Source organism: Duganella kummerowiae (assembly GCF_053572355.1).
Window position 1 is genome coordinate 690,430 of record NZ_JBKFEH010000008.1, and the last position, 14,077, is coordinate 704,506.

16 protein-coding genes are annotated in these 14,077 nt (G+C 65.6%); 3 read left to right on the forward strand and 13 right to left on the reverse strand.

Annotated elements, in window-relative coordinates; translation table 11 throughout:
• Positions 1 to 7 precede the first annotated feature (7 nt).
• From ACLB1G_RS10905 to ACLB1G_RS10925, 5 genes are all read right to left on the reverse strand, one after another.
• Entirely contained in the window at positions 8 to 493 is a 486-nt protein-coding gene (locus tag ACLB1G_RS10905; RefSeq protein WP_491627216.1) for a group I truncated hemoglobin, read from the reverse strand.
• A gap of 99 nt (positions 494 to 592) precedes the next feature.
• The gene (locus ACLB1G_RS10910) at positions 593 to 1,255 is read right to left on the reverse strand and encodes a uracil-DNA glycosylase (protein ID WP_491627217.1); all 663 of its coding nucleotides are present in this window, start codon (positions 1,253 to 1,255) and stop codon (positions 593 to 595) included.
• Complete coding sequence (locus tag ACLB1G_RS10915) at positions 1,252 to 2,514, reverse strand: NUDIX hydrolase (protein ID WP_491627218.1); 1,263 nt, start codon at positions 2,512 to 2,514, stop codon at positions 1,252 to 1,254. Before ACLB1G_RS10915 ends, ACLB1G_RS10910 begins: the two co-directional genes overlap by 4 nt.
• Before the next feature lie 63 nt (positions 2,515 to 2,577).
• The gene (locus ACLB1G_RS10920; RefSeq protein WP_491627219.1) at positions 2,578 to 3,492 is read right to left on the reverse strand and encodes an AEC family transporter; all 915 of its coding nucleotides are present in this window, start codon (positions 3,490 to 3,492) and stop codon (positions 2,578 to 2,580) included.
• A gap of 2 nt (positions 3,493 to 3,494) precedes the next feature.
• The gene (locus tag ACLB1G_RS10925) at positions 3,495 to 4,481 is read right to left on the reverse strand and encodes a TauD/TfdA family dioxygenase (RefSeq protein WP_491627220.1); all 987 of its coding nucleotides are present in this window, start codon (positions 4,479 to 4,481) and stop codon (positions 3,495 to 3,497) included.
• Between the two features lie 240 nt (positions 4,482 to 4,721).
• Between ACLB1G_RS10925 and ACLB1G_RS10930 the strand changes: the two genes are divergently transcribed.
• A complete protein-coding gene (locus tag ACLB1G_RS10930; protein ID WP_491627221.1) occupies positions 4,722 to 6,383 on the forward strand; it encodes a methyl-accepting chemotaxis protein in 1,662 nt (553 codons plus the stop codon).
• A 134-nt stretch (positions 6,384 to 6,517) separates the two neighbouring features.
• On the opposite strand, the gene lipA is transcribed toward ACLB1G_RS10930, so the two are convergent.
• From lipA to yfcF, 4 genes are all read right to left on the reverse strand, one after another.
• Positions 6,518 to 7,513: a lipoyl synthase gene (lipA, locus tag ACLB1G_RS10935; protein ID WP_491627222.1), complete on the reverse strand. Its 996-nt coding sequence runs from the start codon at positions 7,511 to 7,513 to the stop codon at positions 6,518 to 6,520.
• 64 nt (positions 7,514 to 7,577) lie between these two features.
• Positions 7,578 to 8,258: a lipoyl(octanoyl) transferase LipB gene (lipB, locus tag ACLB1G_RS10940; protein ID WP_491627223.1), complete on the reverse strand. Its 681-nt coding sequence runs from the start codon at positions 8,256 to 8,258 to the stop codon at positions 7,578 to 7,580.
• Positions 8,259 to 8,288: 30 nt separating this feature from the next.
• Positions 8,289 to 8,975, reverse strand: coding sequence for a hypothetical protein (locus ACLB1G_RS10945; RefSeq protein WP_491627224.1), 687 nt, complete (start codon positions 8,973 to 8,975; stop codon positions 8,289 to 8,291).
• 75 nt (positions 8,976 to 9,050) lie between these two features.
• A complete protein-coding gene (gene yfcF / locus ACLB1G_RS10950; RefSeq protein WP_491627273.1) occupies positions 9,051 to 9,674 on the reverse strand; it encodes a glutathione transferase in 624 nt (207 codons plus the stop codon).
• 98 nt (positions 9,675 to 9,772) lie between these two features.
• On the opposite strand from yfcF, the gene gcvA reads away from it, so the two are divergent.
• Positions 9,773 to 10,657, forward strand: coding sequence for a transcriptional regulator GcvA (gene gcvA, locus ACLB1G_RS10955; RefSeq protein ID WP_491627225.1), 885 nt, complete (start codon positions 9,773 to 9,775; stop codon positions 10,655 to 10,657).
• Here the strand turns inward: gcvA and ACLB1G_RS10960 are convergent.
• From ACLB1G_RS10960 to ACLB1G_RS10975, 4 genes are all read right to left on the reverse strand, one after another.
• Positions 10,641 to 10,916 (reverse strand): HP0495 family protein, encoded by a 276-nt coding sequence (locus ACLB1G_RS10960; RefSeq protein WP_491627226.1) that lies wholly within the window; start codon positions 10,914 to 10,916, stop codon positions 10,641 to 10,643. The two genes, gcvA and ACLB1G_RS10960, sit on opposite strands and share 17 nt — an antisense overlap.
• Positions 10,917 to 10,983: 67 nt before the next feature.
• Positions 10,984 to 11,775, reverse strand: a complete 792-nt coding sequence (locus ACLB1G_RS10965) for a hypothetical protein (protein ID WP_491627227.1) — start codon at positions 11,773 to 11,775, stop codon at positions 10,984 to 10,986.
• Between the two features lie 41 nt (positions 11,776 to 11,816).
• The gene (locus ACLB1G_RS10970) at positions 11,817 to 12,602 is read right to left on the reverse strand and encodes a DUF2491 family protein (RefSeq protein ID WP_491627228.1); all 786 of its coding nucleotides are present in this window, start codon (positions 12,600 to 12,602) and stop codon (positions 11,817 to 11,819) included.
• Position 12,603: 1 nt separating this feature from the next.
• Positions 12,604 to 13,431 carry a hypothetical protein gene (locus ACLB1G_RS10975; RefSeq protein ID WP_491627229.1) on the reverse strand — a complete coding sequence of 276 codons (828 nt, stop codon included), beginning with the start codon at positions 13,429 to 13,431 and terminating at the stop codon, positions 12,604 to 12,606.
• Positions 13,432 to 13,537: 106 nt separating this feature from the next.
• Between ACLB1G_RS10975 and ACLB1G_RS10980 the strand changes: the two genes are divergently transcribed.
• Positions 13,538 to 14,002, forward strand: coding sequence for a phage regulatory CII family protein (locus ACLB1G_RS10980; RefSeq protein WP_491627230.1), 465 nt, complete (start codon positions 13,538 to 13,540; stop codon positions 14,000 to 14,002).
• The last annotated feature ends 75 nt before the right edge of the window (positions 14,003 to 14,077 follow it).

A 14,077-nucleotide genomic window follows, 5' to 3' on the forward strand; every position in this document is an offset into this window, starting at 1 on the left:
GCTCCGCTTATTGAGTCACTATCTGGCGCTGCATGGGAGCCAGCTTGGCCACCAGCTTGTTCGATACGCTGCTGGGGATGTTGTGCTGCTCCATGGCGATCTGCAAGTCCTCGGTCAGCGCGTTGAACATGGCGTTGGTGATTTTCAGGTCCTGGTGCACGGTCGCCATGTCGCGCACGGTGCCGACCCCGTCCATGGTCTTGTCCCGGTATTTGCCGGTGTACCTGCAGGGCCCGCCCGCGTACTCGCAAAACTGCTCCTGCAGGCGCTCGTTGAGCTGCTGCATGTCGAAGTCGGCGAAGCTGTCCTTGATGCGCGGGTCGGCCAGCACCAGCACCAGGAAGCTGTCGACGATCTTCCTGATGCCTTCCTTGCCGCCCAGGCCGCGATAGGTGGAATCCTCCGTGTATGGCGTTTGCGCCACCGCAAGCGGAGACGCCAGCGCGCAAGCCAAAAGCCAGCCTGTGGCGGCCAGCCGTCGTAATGTCTTCATGGTGCTCCCGCGAATAGCGATGCCTTACGTCAATCTATCAGAAGCAGGCGGGAGACAACAGCAGCTTGTGCCGGACAACAACGCCAGCGGCAGCGGGTCTCAGCCCCAGATCACAGGGAGCTGGCCGCGCGCCGCCAGGTAATCGTTGGCGCGCGAGAAGGGTTTGCTGCCAAAGAAACCCTTGTGCGCAGAGAAGGGCGAGGGGTGGGGCGAGGTGATGACCAGGTGCTTGCGGCTGTCGATCAGCGCGCGCTTGGCGATGGCGTAGCTGCCCCACAGCATGAATACCAGGTTGTCGCGCTGCTGCGACAGCTGGCGGATGGCGCTGTCCGTGAAGCGCTCCCAGCCCTTGCCGGCGTGCGAACCGGCTTCGCGGGCGCGCACCGTCAGCACGCTGTTGAGCAGGAACACGCCCTGGGCGGCCCAGTCCGACAAATCGGTCTGGCTGCGCTGTATGCCGAGGTCGTCGTACAGTTCCTGGAAGATGTTCTGCAGGCTGGGCTGCGGCCGGTTGCCATCCGGGACCGAGAAACAGAAGCCCATGGCGGCGCCCGGCGTGTGGTAGGGGTCCTGGCCCAGTATCACCACCTTCACATCATTGAACGGGGTCAGGTCGAAGGCGCGGAAGATGTGCTTGCCGGCCGGGAAGCAGGGGCCGGCCGCGTACTCGGCCCGCACGAAGGACGTCAGTTGCTCCCAGTAGGGCTGCTCGAATTCGGCTTGCAGCTGCTGTTTCCAGGATGCCTCGATGCGTACCGTCATGGCGCCACCATCGCGCACAGGGCGGCCAGGTTGGGCGGGAAGACCAACTCCGTGGTGTCGCGCAGCTCGTCCATGGACCACCAGCGATGCTCGGTCATGATCTGCTTTTCCAGATCGGTCCAGTGCTCGGTGGACAATACCTGGCTGTCCACGCGCACGGCGAAAAAGCGTTCCTGGGCCAATACCATCTCGCCGTCCAGCATTTGCATCACGAATTCCCGCTCGATGCCGGCCAGCTCGGTGATGGGCGCGACGATGCCGGTTTCCTCGTACAGCTCGCGCCTGGCGGCGTCGGCAAAGGTTTCCCCCTCATCCAGCCCGCCGCCGGGGGTGGCCCAGTAGTCGGAGGTGGCCGGTATGCCGCCGGGATGGGCAAAGCGGAACAGCAGCACACGCCCGGCCGGGTCCAGCACCAGCAGGCGCGCCGCTGGCCGGCGGCGCAGCGCCAGCTGTTGCTCAATGTCATACAAATAAGCGAGGGCAGCCTGCTCGGCCTGCGGCGTGCCGTAGGCCGGGCCGCGCAAGGCGGCGCGCAACGCGCGGTACAAGGCAGCGGCCGCGCGCAGGCCGCGTATGCAGTCGGGCGCATCGCAGCTCACCACGGTCGATTTCAGCTGCTCCAGCCACGAGGGCGGCAGCACGGTTTCGACCCGCCGCACGCCATGGGGCGGCGCGCCGTGCAGGCTCAGGGCCAGCGGTCCCAGCACCGTGGTGCGCAGGAAGGACAGGAAATCCAGCGTTTCGAACAACTCACCGCGGCCTATCCTGGCGGCGCCATAGTGTACCCAGGTCCAGAAACGCGCCTCTATCCAGTCCAGGTCGGGCCCGGCAACGGCGGACGGGGCCTGGCCCGGCAGCGGCGCCGCAGCGCCCTCGCGCCACCACAGCACGGCGGCGCCGCCCTGCGCAACCTCGTCCGGCGTGACGAACTTCAGGTCCACATGCAGCAGCGGCTGCTGGTACAGACAAATCAGCAGGCGCGGCTCGCCCACATGTTCCCCGCTGAAGGCGCCCAGCAGCGCACCGGCCGACGCGGCGATCGCGCGCCGGTCCCCGGCGCTCAGGACAGCCGACGGCGCAATGGCCAGCACCAGGTCCAAGTCGCTGTAGCCATCCATGCGGTCCGACAGGAAGGACCCGGCCGCCGCCACGCCGACGATGCGCTCATCGGCAGCCAGGCACTGCAGCAGGTGCAGGAGAAATTGCCGGTGGCCGTCGGGCAGCGACACCGGCCAAGCGCGGGAACAAGCGTCGGCCATACACGTTCTTTCTTGTTTGAAAAGAAAGTATAGCCGATTGCGGGCGAATGGCGCTTTCCCGCGTCAGGACATCCACGCCAGGAACTGGCTGCTCAGCGGCAGCGTCAGGGCCGCCAGCAGGGTTTGCACCGTGATGAGGGCCGCCATCAACCGGGTGTCGCCGCCCATCTGCCTGGCCATGATGTAGGCGTTGGGCGCGGTCGGCAAGGCGCAATAAAAACAGGCCGCCAGCGCCACCGGCGCCGACACCCCGCACATCAGGCTGACCTTGGCGGCCAGCAAGGGCAGCAGCAGCAGCTTGAGCGCCGAGGTCAGGCTCAGCGCCAGCGGCCGCAGGCCCTGCAGCGAGAACACCAGCCCACTGCCGACGCAGATCAGCCCCAGGCACAGCGCCGCCCGGCCCAGTATGTCCAGCGTGTTGAACAAGGGCGCCGGTAGCGGCAGGCCGGCCACGCTCCACACCACGCCGGCCAGCGTGGACAGGATGATGGGATTGCTGGCCAGGTTGCGGACTATGCGGCCGGGATGGACCGGCTGGCCGCTCCACCACGACAGCGCCAGCACCGAAATCACATTCACCGCCGGCAGGCACAGCGCCAGCGACAGCATGACCAGCGCCGCCGTCTGCGGCGGGAACAGCAGGGCCGACACGGCAATGCCGAAATAGGTGTTGGGCCGCACGGCGCCCTGCACCACCGACGAGCGCGCGGCATCCGGCAAGGCGCGCGCCGGCAGCAGCATGAGCAACGCCGCCAGCGTCACCAGCAGGGTCGGCACCAGTGTCGCCAGGGCCAGTTCGCCCACCTCCGCCGAGGCAAAGCTCAACCTGGCCGTGCCGCTGAACAGCAGCGCCGGAAAGCAGATCCGGTAAGAGAACTTTTCAACCGACGGAAAAAACGCCTCGGGCAGCCAGCGGTAATGGCTGATCGCCACCCCCAGCAGGATGGTCAGCAGGACGGGCACGATCGCATTCAACATGCTCAATCCTGTACCACGCCGGAAGGGCCGATGCGCTCGGCGTTGGGCGTGTCGGCGATACGGATGCGTATCAGGTGGCGCTCTGGATCGATGTAGGTGTCGCGGCCATGCAGGGTGCGGCGGTTGTCCGCCCACAGCAGCGTATCGTCCGCCAACTGCTGGTGGAAGCGCGGCACATGCTGCTCGATCACCTCATTGAGCAGCTCCAGCGCGGCGCGCAGGGCAGGCGTATCGAGCGCCGGCCGCGCCGCCAGTCCCTTGAGGATGGCGTCGTAACGCCAGCGCATCGCCAGTGTCTGGCCCAGCCGCTCGAACACCGGCGCCAGCTCCACCTCGACCTGCTCTTCGCTGGCAGCATACACCGATGGCACCCGGAACGGCACCGGCGCCTCGCTCAGCAGGGCAAAAGCGGCGCGGCCGGCCCCGGTGCGCTGCAATTCGGCATGGATATCGTCGACATCGATCAGCAGGGACGCGCCGCCGCCGCATCGGGCGGCGCGCACCACGTACAGCAGGAACTGCTCCTCCGGCATCGGATAAAACGACGAGTCGGTATGCATGTCGGCATTGCCGACCCGTTCGGAAAACGTCACAAAGCGGTGTTGCCCGGCGCTGCCGGGGCGGGCGCGGATGTCCCACGCCACGCGCCGGGTACGCTGGTCGGTCGAGGTCGGAAAACCCAGGCTCAGCGCGATCGCATACAGCACCGCATTGCGCCGCGCCTCGGGCTGGCCGGCCAGGCCCAGGCCGGTGATGGCCAGGCCACGGGCGCCGGTATAACGCAGATGGCGCTGAAGATGCTGCAATGCGGGAACCGTACGTAGCTCGCGCTGCAACAACACCTCGTCGGGGTGTGGATAAAACCCATTGCCATTGTAGTCGGCGAAATAGCGGCTGACGATGGCGACGATAGCGTTCTGGTCACTTCCCCAGTCAAAGTCGCGTTCCGCGACAAAAATCTGCGCCGATTGCTTGAGTGATGCACCCATTTTCAACCTCCCAAAAAAAAATTCCATGTGGAAATATTCGTTGGATAGTAAGCCACGTCCTGTTGCGTTGCAACATGCGGAAACTACGTAGTCCCTGCTGTGCCGCAGAAGTGATGCAAATCAATTCTCTGTGGTACTATTAGTTTCATGGGAGAAATATCACACTTTCTCACAATCTTTCCACACCACGGGGGCGCCGCCGAGAATCCGCGTCGCCCCGCGCATCTGAAGGAGCGCCTTATGACTTTTTTACGTGATCTCAAGCTGGCGACCAAGCTGGGGCTGGCGTTTGCGCTGGTCCTGGCATTGTCAGCTGCGGTAGATGTGTTTGCCATCATCAAGCTAGCCCAAATCAACGAGGCGTCCACTGAACTGTCCGAGCGCTGGATGCCGGCCATGCGTGTGGTGCAAGACCTGAAAGCGCAGATCGCCCGCGTGCGCACCCGCGAGTTCCAGTACATCATCTCCACCGATCCCAAGCAGATGGATCAGTACGACAAAGTCATCGCCAACGACCTGGTCGATCTGGGCCAGATGCAGGACACCTACGTGAAGCTGATCGCCACGCCCGAGGAACGGACGCTGTACAACGACTTTGTGGCCATGTGGGCGCGCTATATGGCCGAAGACGCGAAGATCCGCGCCGCCGTGCGCCAGGGCGACGATACTGCCGCGCGGGAGCTGATCCGCGGCGAATCGAACAAACTGATCGTGTCGCTGCGCGGCCAGATCGACAAGCTGGTCAAGCTGTATGGCGACGGCGGTGACGCCGCGTCCGAGCGCGGCGACAAGCTGTATGCGTCGGCGCGCTTGTGGATCATCACCCTGCTGGTCGGCTCGATCGTGCTGGGCGCACTGTGCGCCTCGCTGATCACCCGCTGGCTGGTGCGGCGCCTTGGCGGCGAACCCGACTATGCGGTGGCGATTGCCGGCAGGATCGCGGCCGGCGACCTGACGGTGGACATCGCCACCCGCGCCGGCGATGACAACAGCCTGCTGTTCGCGATGAAATCCATGCGCGACAGCCTGGCCGGCCTGGTCGAGCGCGTGCGGGCCGGCACCGACACCATCGCCAGCGCCTCGCAGCAAATTGCTGCCGGCAACGTGGACCTGTCGGCCCGCACCGAACAGCAGGCGGCGTCGCTGGAGGAAACCGCCGCCTCGATGGAAGAACTGACCAGCACCGTGAAGCAGAATTCGGCCAGCGCCAGTGAGGCCAACCAGCTGGCGCTGAACGCGTCGTCCGTGGCCCAGCAAGGCGGGGCGGTGGTGTCGCAAGTGGTGCAGACCATGGGTTCGATCAACCAGTCCTCGCGCAAGATTGTGGACATCATCGGCGTGATCGACGGCATCGCCTTCCAGACCAACATCCTGGCGCTGAACGCAGCAGTGGAAGCGGCGCGCGCCGGCGAACAGGGACGTGGCTTCGCGGTGGTGGCCACCGAGGTGCGCAACCTGGCGCAGCGCTCGGCGGCGGCGGCCAAGGAGATCAAGGAATTGATCAGCGACTCGGTGCAACAGGTGGAAAACGGCAGCAAGCTGGTCGAACAGGCCGGCGCTACCATGGAAGACGTGGTGGCCAGCGTGCGCCGCGTGACCGACATCATGAGTGAAATCAGCGCCGCCGGCGAGGAGCAGCGCGCCGGCATCGAGCAGGTGAACACCGCCATCGCCGGCATGGACACCGTGACCCAGCAAAACGCCGCGCTGGTCGAAGAAGCCACCGCCGCCTCGCACAGCCTGCAGGAGCAGGCCAGCGCGCTGAGCGAACTGGTGGCCGTGTTCCAACTGGCGCAAGCGCCGGCGGCTCGCGCCGCCAGCCGCCACGAACTGCAGCTGGTCAAGGCGCCAGCACGCCGCCCGGCGCCGGTAGCGATGCTGGCGGAACGCCGCCGCGCCTGAGGCTTACGGCCGGGCCGGCCGGGCCGGACAGCCATGTGTTGCGCCGGCCCTGACAGCAGCGCGCCAGGCCAGGCAGGCCATGTTCCCTGCGATTGGAAACGGCCGCGCCCTCGCGGGCGCAGCCGCGCTAACTGTTAGACCCCGACAGCCTCGGCCAGCACGTTATGGGCCTGCACGTCCGCATGGTATGACGAACGCACCATGGCGCCCACGGCGGCGTGCTTGAAGCCCATCTTGTAGGCTTCTTCCTCGAACATCTTGAACACGTCCGGGTGCACGTAGCGGCGCACCGGCAGGTGGCTGTTGGACGGCGCCAAGTACTGGCCTATGGTCAGCATGTCGATATCGTGCTCACGCATGTCGCGCATCACCTGCAGGATTTCCTCGTCGGTCTCGCCCAGGCCGACCATCAGGCCGGACTTGGTCTTGACGTCCGGGTACATGGCCTTGAAGTCCTTGAGCAGCTTGAGCGAGTGCAGGTAGTCGGAGCCGGGACGGGCTTCCTTGTACAGGCGCGGCACGGTTTCCAGGTTGTGGTTCATCACGTCCGGCAAGCCGCCGGCAAAGATGTCCAGCGCCTTTTGCAGGCGGCCGCGGAAGTCCGGCACCAGCACCTCGATCTGGGTGTTGGGCGACAGTTCCTTGGTCTTCTGGATGCACTCGACAAAGTGGCCGGCGCCGCCGTCGCGCAGGTCGTCGCGGTCCACCGAGGTGATCACCACGTAGCTCAGGCGCAGCTTGGCAATGGTTTTCGACAGGTTGGCCGGCTCGTCCTGGTCCAGCGGATCGGGACGGCCGTGGCCGACGTCGCAGAAGGGGCAGCGGCGCGTGCACTTGTCGCCCATGATCATGAAGGTGGCCGTGCCCTTGCCGAAGCACTCGCCGATGTTGGGGCAGCTGGCTTCCTCGCACACGGTGACCAGCTTGTTCTCGCGCAGGATGTCCTTGATTTCGTAGAAGCGGCTGGAGGCCGAGGCGCCCTTGACGCGTATCCAGTCCGGCTTCTTGAGGCGCTCCACCTGCTCGATCGGCGTGATCTTGATCGGGATGCGCGCCGTCTTACTGGCGCCTTTTTGCTTCTCGCTCGGGTTGTAGGCGGGGGCGGTGCTGGAGGTGGTCTCGGAAGTCATAGGCTGCGTGCCCTCAGGGCGAAGTTAGTTTGTTGTTGCTGCTGATCCTGTTGCTGATCCGGCATCATTGCGCGGCGGCCGGCGCCTCGTCCAGCACCCGCACCAGTTCCTCGGCCAGCGCGCGCTGCACGTCGGCCAGCCGGGCCGAGGCGGCGCCCACACTGCGCATGTCCACCGTTTCCAGGCCCGCGTAGCCGCAAGGGTTAATCCAGGAAAACGGCGCCAGGTCCATCGCCACGTTCAGCGACAGGCCGTGGTAGGTGCAGCCGCTGCCGCGCACTTTCAGTCCCAGCGCGGCGATCTTGGCGCCCTTCTTGGGGCCATCCGCCATGTAGATGCCGGGCGCGCCTTCGACGCGCTCACCGGCAAGATTATACGCCGCCAGCACGTTGATGATCGCTTGTTCAATTTTATGCACGAATTGACGGGCATAGAGCTTGCCGCCCGGCTTGTTGCGGCGCAGATCCATCAAGAGGTAAATCACAACCTGGCCGGGGCCATGGTAGGTGACTTCACCGCCCCGGTCGGTCTGTACTATGGGTATGGAATCGGCGCCGGCCAGCAGGTGGCCACGGTCGGCGCCCAGGCCCAGGGTGAATACCGGCGGGTGCTCGACTATCCACAGCTCGTCGCGTGTTTCCGGCGTGCGGGCGTCGGTGAAGGCGCGCATGGCGGCAAAGGTGGTCTCGTAGTCGGCGTTGCCGAGATGGCGTATCAGCGCCGGTTCGGCGCGGCTGTTGGACATGGTCGGTCGGGGAATGGGGATACCCCGGCATTATAAGGCAGGTGGCGGGCGCGGCGCTGAGGGCGGTGCGGGGCCAGGACCTGGGCGCACGGCTTCGGCCCTGGGTGGCGTGGCCGGGGTCGCTGGGGTGCGCGGCAGGGCGTTGTTGATGAGGAAGGCCATCATGGTGATGGTGAGTGTCATGAACGCGAGGAAGATGCCTATCATCCACTTCAGCATGGTTTCCGTTTGCTGCCGTATTTCAAGCCGAAACTCCGCGCCCTGCTGCCTGATCAAGGCGTTGGTTTCCGCAAAGCGGACGGACATTTCTTCATGCATGGCGGCGAAGCGCTGATCCACAGCGGCGAAGCGGCCATGCATCTCTTCGCGCAAGTCGGCAAAGCGCTCGATCATTTCCTCGCGCAAGGCGGCAAAGCGCTGGATCATTTCCTCGCGCAGGGCGGCAAAGCGCTCTATCATTTCCTCGCGCAGGGCGGCAAAGCGCTCTATCATTTCCTCGCGCAGGGCGGCAAGGCGCTCATCCACAACCGCAAAGCGCTTGTTCATTTCCTCGTGCAAGGCGTCAAAGCGCCTGTTCATCTCCATCTGCAACGCGCTGAACCGGGTAGTGATGTCTTCGCGGAGTATGGCGAACTGCGTGTCCGAGCGCGCATCCGACGCCTCAATGCGGGCGTCCACGTAGTCCTTCAAGTAGTTTTTGTCTTCGGGGCTGTTCATGGAGCCATGATCTGCCCCTGTGTCGCGGTCTGTCAAACTGAGCCGTCGAGTTATTTTCGACGGTTCTGATCCATATCAAGCCGGCTGGTGGAAGGCCAGCCAGCGCTGTACCGGGGGGCGCGACCATTGGCCGGCGGCGTAGTCCCGCAGGCGCTGCGGGACGGCGTCGCCATTCAGGATCAGGCGGTTCAGCATGATGGCCAGGTCGAGGTCGGCGATGCTCCAGGCGCCGAACAGGTGATCCCCTTCCAGCAAGCGTTCGGCCGCCTGCAGCAGGCGCGCGGCCGCCGCCTGGCCTGCTTCCGTCAGCGGCTGGCAGGGCTTGCCGAAGAAGACGGTCTCGGTATCGCGCTCGGCCCGCAGCGCGGCCAGGTCGCTGCGCAGCCAGGATTGCATCTGGCGCGCGCGGGCGCGGCTGCGGCGGTCGGCGGGATACAGCAATGGATAGTCGAGGGCCGGGAATTGCTCGTCCAGGTATTCGCAGATGGCGGTGGACTCGGTCAGCACGAAATCGCCATGCACCAGGGCCGGCACCCGCATGGTCAGCGCCAGGTCGCGGTAGGCCGGCAGCAGGTTGGCGCCGCTTTCCAGGTCCACCGTGTGCAGGGTGAAAGGCAGGCCTTTCTCGTTGAGGGCGACAAATACCGACATGGCCCAGGGACTGGCATACAGGCTGTCTACATAGAGGGCAAGACTCATCATGGCTCCTTGTTTAAATTGATTCACATGGTAATTCTTGCGTACACAGCCTCATAACGATATATTTTTGCGATTCCTGTTAATTTTATTCACAGATCATGCGACCACCCAACTTCGCCGCCCTGCGCGCCTTCGAGGCGGCGGCCCGCCACGAGAATTTCTCGCGCGCGGCCGAGGAATTGCACCTGACCCACGGCGCCATCAGCCACCAGGTACGCGCGCTGGAGGAAGACCTGGGCCGGCCGCTGTTCACACGCCAGGGCCGTAACGTGAAAGTGACGCCGGACGCGCTCAAGTTCGCCCAATTCCTGGGCAAGGCCTTTGCCGAGATCGGCCTGGCGGCCGACGCCCTGCGCCCTGACCGCTCAGCGCGGCGATTGACCGTCACCTCCATCCCCTCGTTCGCGGCGCGCTGGCTGGCGCCCCGCCTGGGCGGCTTCATCGAGCGGCATCCCGATATCGAAGTGGTGCTGCAATCGAGCGGCGCCCTGCAGGACCTGGCGCGCGAGGGCGTGGACGTCGGCCTGCGCTTCGGCCGCGGCCACTATCCGGGCATGGCGGTGCAGCGTCTGATGGGCGATGTCTATTATCCGGTGGTGAGTCCTCACTATCGCGGCGGACGGCTGCCAGCCACCCCGGAGGACTTGAAATCGGCCACCCTGCTGCGCTCGATAGAGCCGTGGTCGCCATGGTTGCACGCGGCTGGCGTGGACCTGGCCGAACCCACGGGCGGGGTGATGTTCGAGGATTTGTCGATGCTGATACGCTCGGCCGTGGACGGCAACGGCGTGGCCCTGGTGCGCCATGTGGTGGCGCTGCAGGAAATCGCGTCCGGCCAGCTGGTGCGGCTGTTCGATATTGCCGCGCCCTGTCCGGACGAGTACTACCTGGTCAGCCCGCCCGGCGCGGCGGGCAAGCCACAAGTGCTGGCCTTCCGCGACTGGCTGCTGGAGGAAATCGCGCGCTTTACAGCACGATCTTGACCATGGGATGGCCGGACAGCTCGGTGTACAGGGCGTCCAGCTGCTCGCGGCTGGTAGCGCGCACGGTCACGGTCAGGCTGATGTAATTGCCCTTGCCGGACGGGCGCACTTCCATGCGGCCTTCGTGGAATTCCGGATCATGCTTGAGCACCACCTGGTGGATGGTGCCGGCGAATTCCTCATGGGTGGCTCCCATCACCTTGATCGGGAAATCGCTCGGATACTCGATGAGGGACTCTGCGGGTGGGGTAGCGGCCATAATCATTCCAATCAAAAAGAAACCGGCGGCGCCAACGCAGCGCCGCCAGGTTCTATTGTAGCGGAGGTCAGGACTTGCTATACGAAAGGGCAGCCGTGTCCGGCGCCGGCTGGCAGGACAGGCGCTGCAGGCGCGCCAGGGCCGACTCGCCGCCGGTACCGCTCTGTACCGAGCGGCGGATGGCGTCTATCTCGGCCGCCTGGTCCTGCGGACGCTGGCCGATGTCGGCGACAATGCGCAGGCCGGCGGCGTCGTTGCTGATGGCCTGGGCGCGGCGCGTCAGCGCATTCAGGGCGCTGGAATTGCCGCGCAGCCCGGACAAGCCCGACAGCTCGGCCTGGCGCTCCACCCGCAGCCGCTGCAAGTCCTGCTGGGCCTTGGCGCTGGCCAGGGCTTGCATGGCCTTTTTGGCGGCGGCGTCGAACTCGCTCAGCTGTTTGGACAGGGTATCGACGATGGATTGCAGCTCGTCCATATACTGTTTGGCGTCGGCCTGCTCCTGTTCCTCCTGCGGCATGCGCGCCTTGTTGGCTTCCAGCTCGTCGCAGAACAGGGTCACGGTCGCTTCCGAGATCTTGCCGGCCGCCAGGCGCTCGGCCAGGGTGCCGGCAGCCTGCTCGTCGGTGGCGATCAGCTGGCGCAGCTTGACCACGTCGTCCTGCTCCTTGGCGAAGGAAGCGCGGGCGGCGGCCAGCTTTTGCGCGGCCTGGCGCAGGTTATCGGCCAGGCGGTCGCGGTCGGCCTCGGTGGCCGTTTCCGGATCGAAGTTGGCGATCGCTTCGGACACCTTGTCCCCCAGCGCGCCAAAGTGTTTCGAGATCAGGCGCGCGGTCAAACCCCAGCCATTCGTGTTGCTCATGTCAGCTTCCTTTCGGTTAAAAGTTGAACTACCCGGACCACTTACTGAACAGTGATCCGTTCCTGCTCTATTGGTATCCCAATCACGAAGTCCACATGGATACCGCGTTTCGATGTATCGCCGTTCACGCTGTTCAATATCTCGGTCGTGATCAGCAGATATTCCTTGCCGCCGCCCCGCAGTTCGCGGGCATAGGGCGTGAAAAACATTTCCTGGCGCAAGCCGTTGCGGCCGTCGGCGTCGTCCAGCCGGGTTTCGCTGCCGGTGTAGGGCGGCACGAACACGGCCTGCGGGTCGCCGGCGTCGCGCCAGTATTCCAGGCCTTCTTCGGCGCCGAACACCAGGTCCAGGCCGGCTTCATCCAGGCCATAGTCGCCCAGCTGGTTGCGCCACAGGGTGTAGCTGCGGTCACCCAGGCCGTAGCCGGCTTCGCCCGTGTAGGCTTCCTGGTCCTCGCGGGTTTCCGGTATCACCCGGGCCAGCTGGGTGCAGTACAGGATCTCGGCCACCTCGCCCTGCGGGCTCTGGTACACCTGCAGGAAGCGTTCGCGGGCGTCGGCGTCGCCAGTGGCCAGGTAGTAGCGGTACAAGCCGCCCGCCTGGCGCAGCTTGAGCTGGGACACGGCCAGGATGCGGCCATCCGGGGCTTCCGGCAGGCGCAGCAGCGAACCGGCGCCGGCCGCCCGTATCAGCGGCGACTGCTGCACCGTGACCACGCTGCCGATGCGCGCGCCCAGCGGCAGGCCGGCGTCGGCAGGGCCTTGCTCCACCAGTCCACGCCTGGCGGTGCCGGCGCGCAAGTAATTGATTGCATCGGTCCAGGCCATCTCAATTCCTTTCGAAAGAATAATTCCGCCCACTTGCCGCAAGCCCGCCCCTGAGACGGCGGTATTTGCGCACGCTGTAGTACAGCAGCCAAGCGACCAGGCTCAGCAGCACCAGCCAGAGGAAGGTACGCAGCACGCTGGCGCCCAGCGAGGAGTGCGGCTGCTGCGCCACCGGCGCCTGGGCCGCCTGGGCCGCCTGCAGGGACGGCATGCCATCCACCGTGCTGCCGACCGTACCGCTGCCGCTCTCGCCCTGCGGCGCGGCAGGCTGGCTGGCGCCGGTGGACTGCGGCTGCGGCGGCTGGGCATGGGCCGGCTGCGACATCGAACGGCCCAGCATGAAGCCCATCAAGCCGTACATCAGGCCGTTGTTCTGCTGCGGCGCCGGGGCCGGGTAGTAGCCCGGCTGCGGATAAGCGCGCTGCTGGCCGTAAGCCGGCTGGGGCTGCGCCGGCTGCGGCTGGCGCGGCGTGGCCAGGGTGTCGTTCAGCGGCGGCAGCGGGCGCGGCGGATTGGCCTCGGCGCGGCGCTGCTCCAGCGTGCGGCGCGCGTTGTCCTGGGCCGCGCTTTGCTCCATGTCGCGCGACAGAGCCGACTTGCCACGCGAGGCGGGCGGCGGCGCTGGCGGCGGCGTGGCGCCGCGTCCGAAGGCGCCCGGACTGCTGCGCGGCGTGGACGGCGCACGGCTGGCGGAGTTGCTCTTTTGCGAAGAAAATCCGCTCTTGTACGACGACGATGTGCCAGAATGGGAGGCTGGACGCGCTACCGCCAGGGCAGCGCCGTCCAGCGACAGCAGCAGGCAAAGCGTCAGTACCGTGTATAACTTCATGATGTCTTTTCGCCATGAGTTGAATGAAAGTCAGCATAGCGTCCAGTGCGGACCGTTGCATCGGTAATAAAAGGCCAGCTTCACCATGACACGCAAATACTTAGACATGAATCAACACGACGCCTTGTATAAGGTGGCGCGTGCTTATCCGGGAGGAATCGAGGCGCTGGCGCAGACCATGGGCATTTCCCCCAACGTGCTGCGCAACAAGCTGGCGCCCACCATAGCGTCGCACTATCCATCGTTCGAGGAAGTTTCGGCCATCGTCGATTTGTGCCACCGGGCCGGGGTGGCGGAAGCGCACCTGCCGCTGCATGCCCTGCTGGTGCGGCACGGCATGGCGGCCTTCATCGTCCCCACGCCGGAAACCATCGGCGAGGACGACCTGTCGCAAACCGTGTGCAAGGTGATGAGCCAGGTGGGAGCGGTGGCGGAGGCGGTGTCCAGCGCGCTCATGGACGGCAAGGTGACGGCCGCCGAGGCCGACCTGATCGAACGTGAATTCCAGGGCGCCCTGTCGGCGCTGGGAGAATGGCGCGCGCGGCTGCGGCTCAAGGCGGAACAGCGATAGAGTAGCGCCGGGGAGCACTGCCTCGGGCGGGATGGGCGTACCCGATTACTGCCTGCCCGAGCGCGGCGATGCGCA

Bases quoted from the DNA above. Each gene is read 5' to 3' on its own strand.
- ACLB1G_RS10905 (WP_491627216.1), bottom strand. From the start codon at position 493: ATGAAGACATTACGACGGCTGGCCGCCACAGGCTGGCTTTTGGCTTGC.
- ACLB1G_RS10975 (WP_491627229.1), bottom strand. From the start codon at position 13,431: ATGAAGTTATACACGGTACTGACGCTTTGCCTGCTGCTGTCGCTGGAC.
- gcvA (WP_491627225.1), top strand. From the start codon at position 9,773: ATGCGACCACCCAACTTCGCCGCCCTGCGCGCCTTCGAGGCGGCGGCC.
- ACLB1G_RS10925 (WP_491627220.1), bottom strand. From the start codon at position 4,481: ATGGGTGCATCACTCAAGCAATCGGCGCAGATTTTTGTCGCGGAACGC.
- lipA (WP_491627222.1), bottom strand. From the start codon at position 7,513: ATGACTTCCGAGACCACCTCCAGCACCGCCCCCGCCTACAACCCGAGC.
- ACLB1G_RS10920 (WP_491627219.1), bottom strand. From the start codon at position 3,492: ATGTTGAATGCGATCGTGCCCGTCCTGCTGACCATCCTGCTGGGGGTG.
- ACLB1G_RS10960 (WP_491627226.1), bottom strand. From the start codon at position 10,916: ATGGCCGCTACCCCACCCGCAGAGTCCCTCATCGAGTATCCGAGCGAT.
- ACLB1G_RS10915 (WP_491627218.1), bottom strand. From the start codon at position 2,514: ATGGCCGACGCTTGTTCCCGCGCTTGGCCGGTGTCGCTGCCCGACGGC.
- ACLB1G_RS10945 (WP_491627224.1), bottom strand. From the start codon at position 8,975: ATGAACAGCCCCGAAGACAAAAACTACTTGAAGGACTACGTGGACGCC.
- ACLB1G_RS10930 (WP_491627221.1), top strand. From the start codon at position 4,722: ATGACTTTTTTACGTGATCTCAAGCTGGCGACCAAGCTGGGGCTGGCG.
- yfcF (WP_491627273.1), bottom strand. From the start codon at position 9,674: ATGAGTCTTGCCCTCTATGTAGACAGCCTGTATGCCAGTCCCTGGGCC.
- lipB (WP_491627223.1), bottom strand. From the start codon at position 8,258: ATGTCCAACAGCCGCGCCGAACCGGCGCTGATACGCCATCTCGGCAAC.
- ACLB1G_RS10970 (WP_491627228.1), bottom strand. From the start codon at position 12,602: ATGGCCTGGACCGATGCAATCAATTACTTGCGCGCCGGCACCGCCAGG.
- ACLB1G_RS10980 (WP_491627230.1), top strand. From the start codon at position 13,538: ATGAATCAACACGACGCCTTGTATAAGGTGGCGCGTGCTTATCCGGGA.
- ACLB1G_RS10910 (WP_491627217.1), bottom strand. From the start codon at position 1,255: ATGACGGTACGCATCGAGGCATCCTGGAAACAGCAGCTGCAAGCCGAA.
- ACLB1G_RS10965 (WP_491627227.1), bottom strand. From the start codon at position 11,775: ATGAGCAACACGAATGGCTGGGGTTTGACCGCGCGCCTGATCTCGAAA.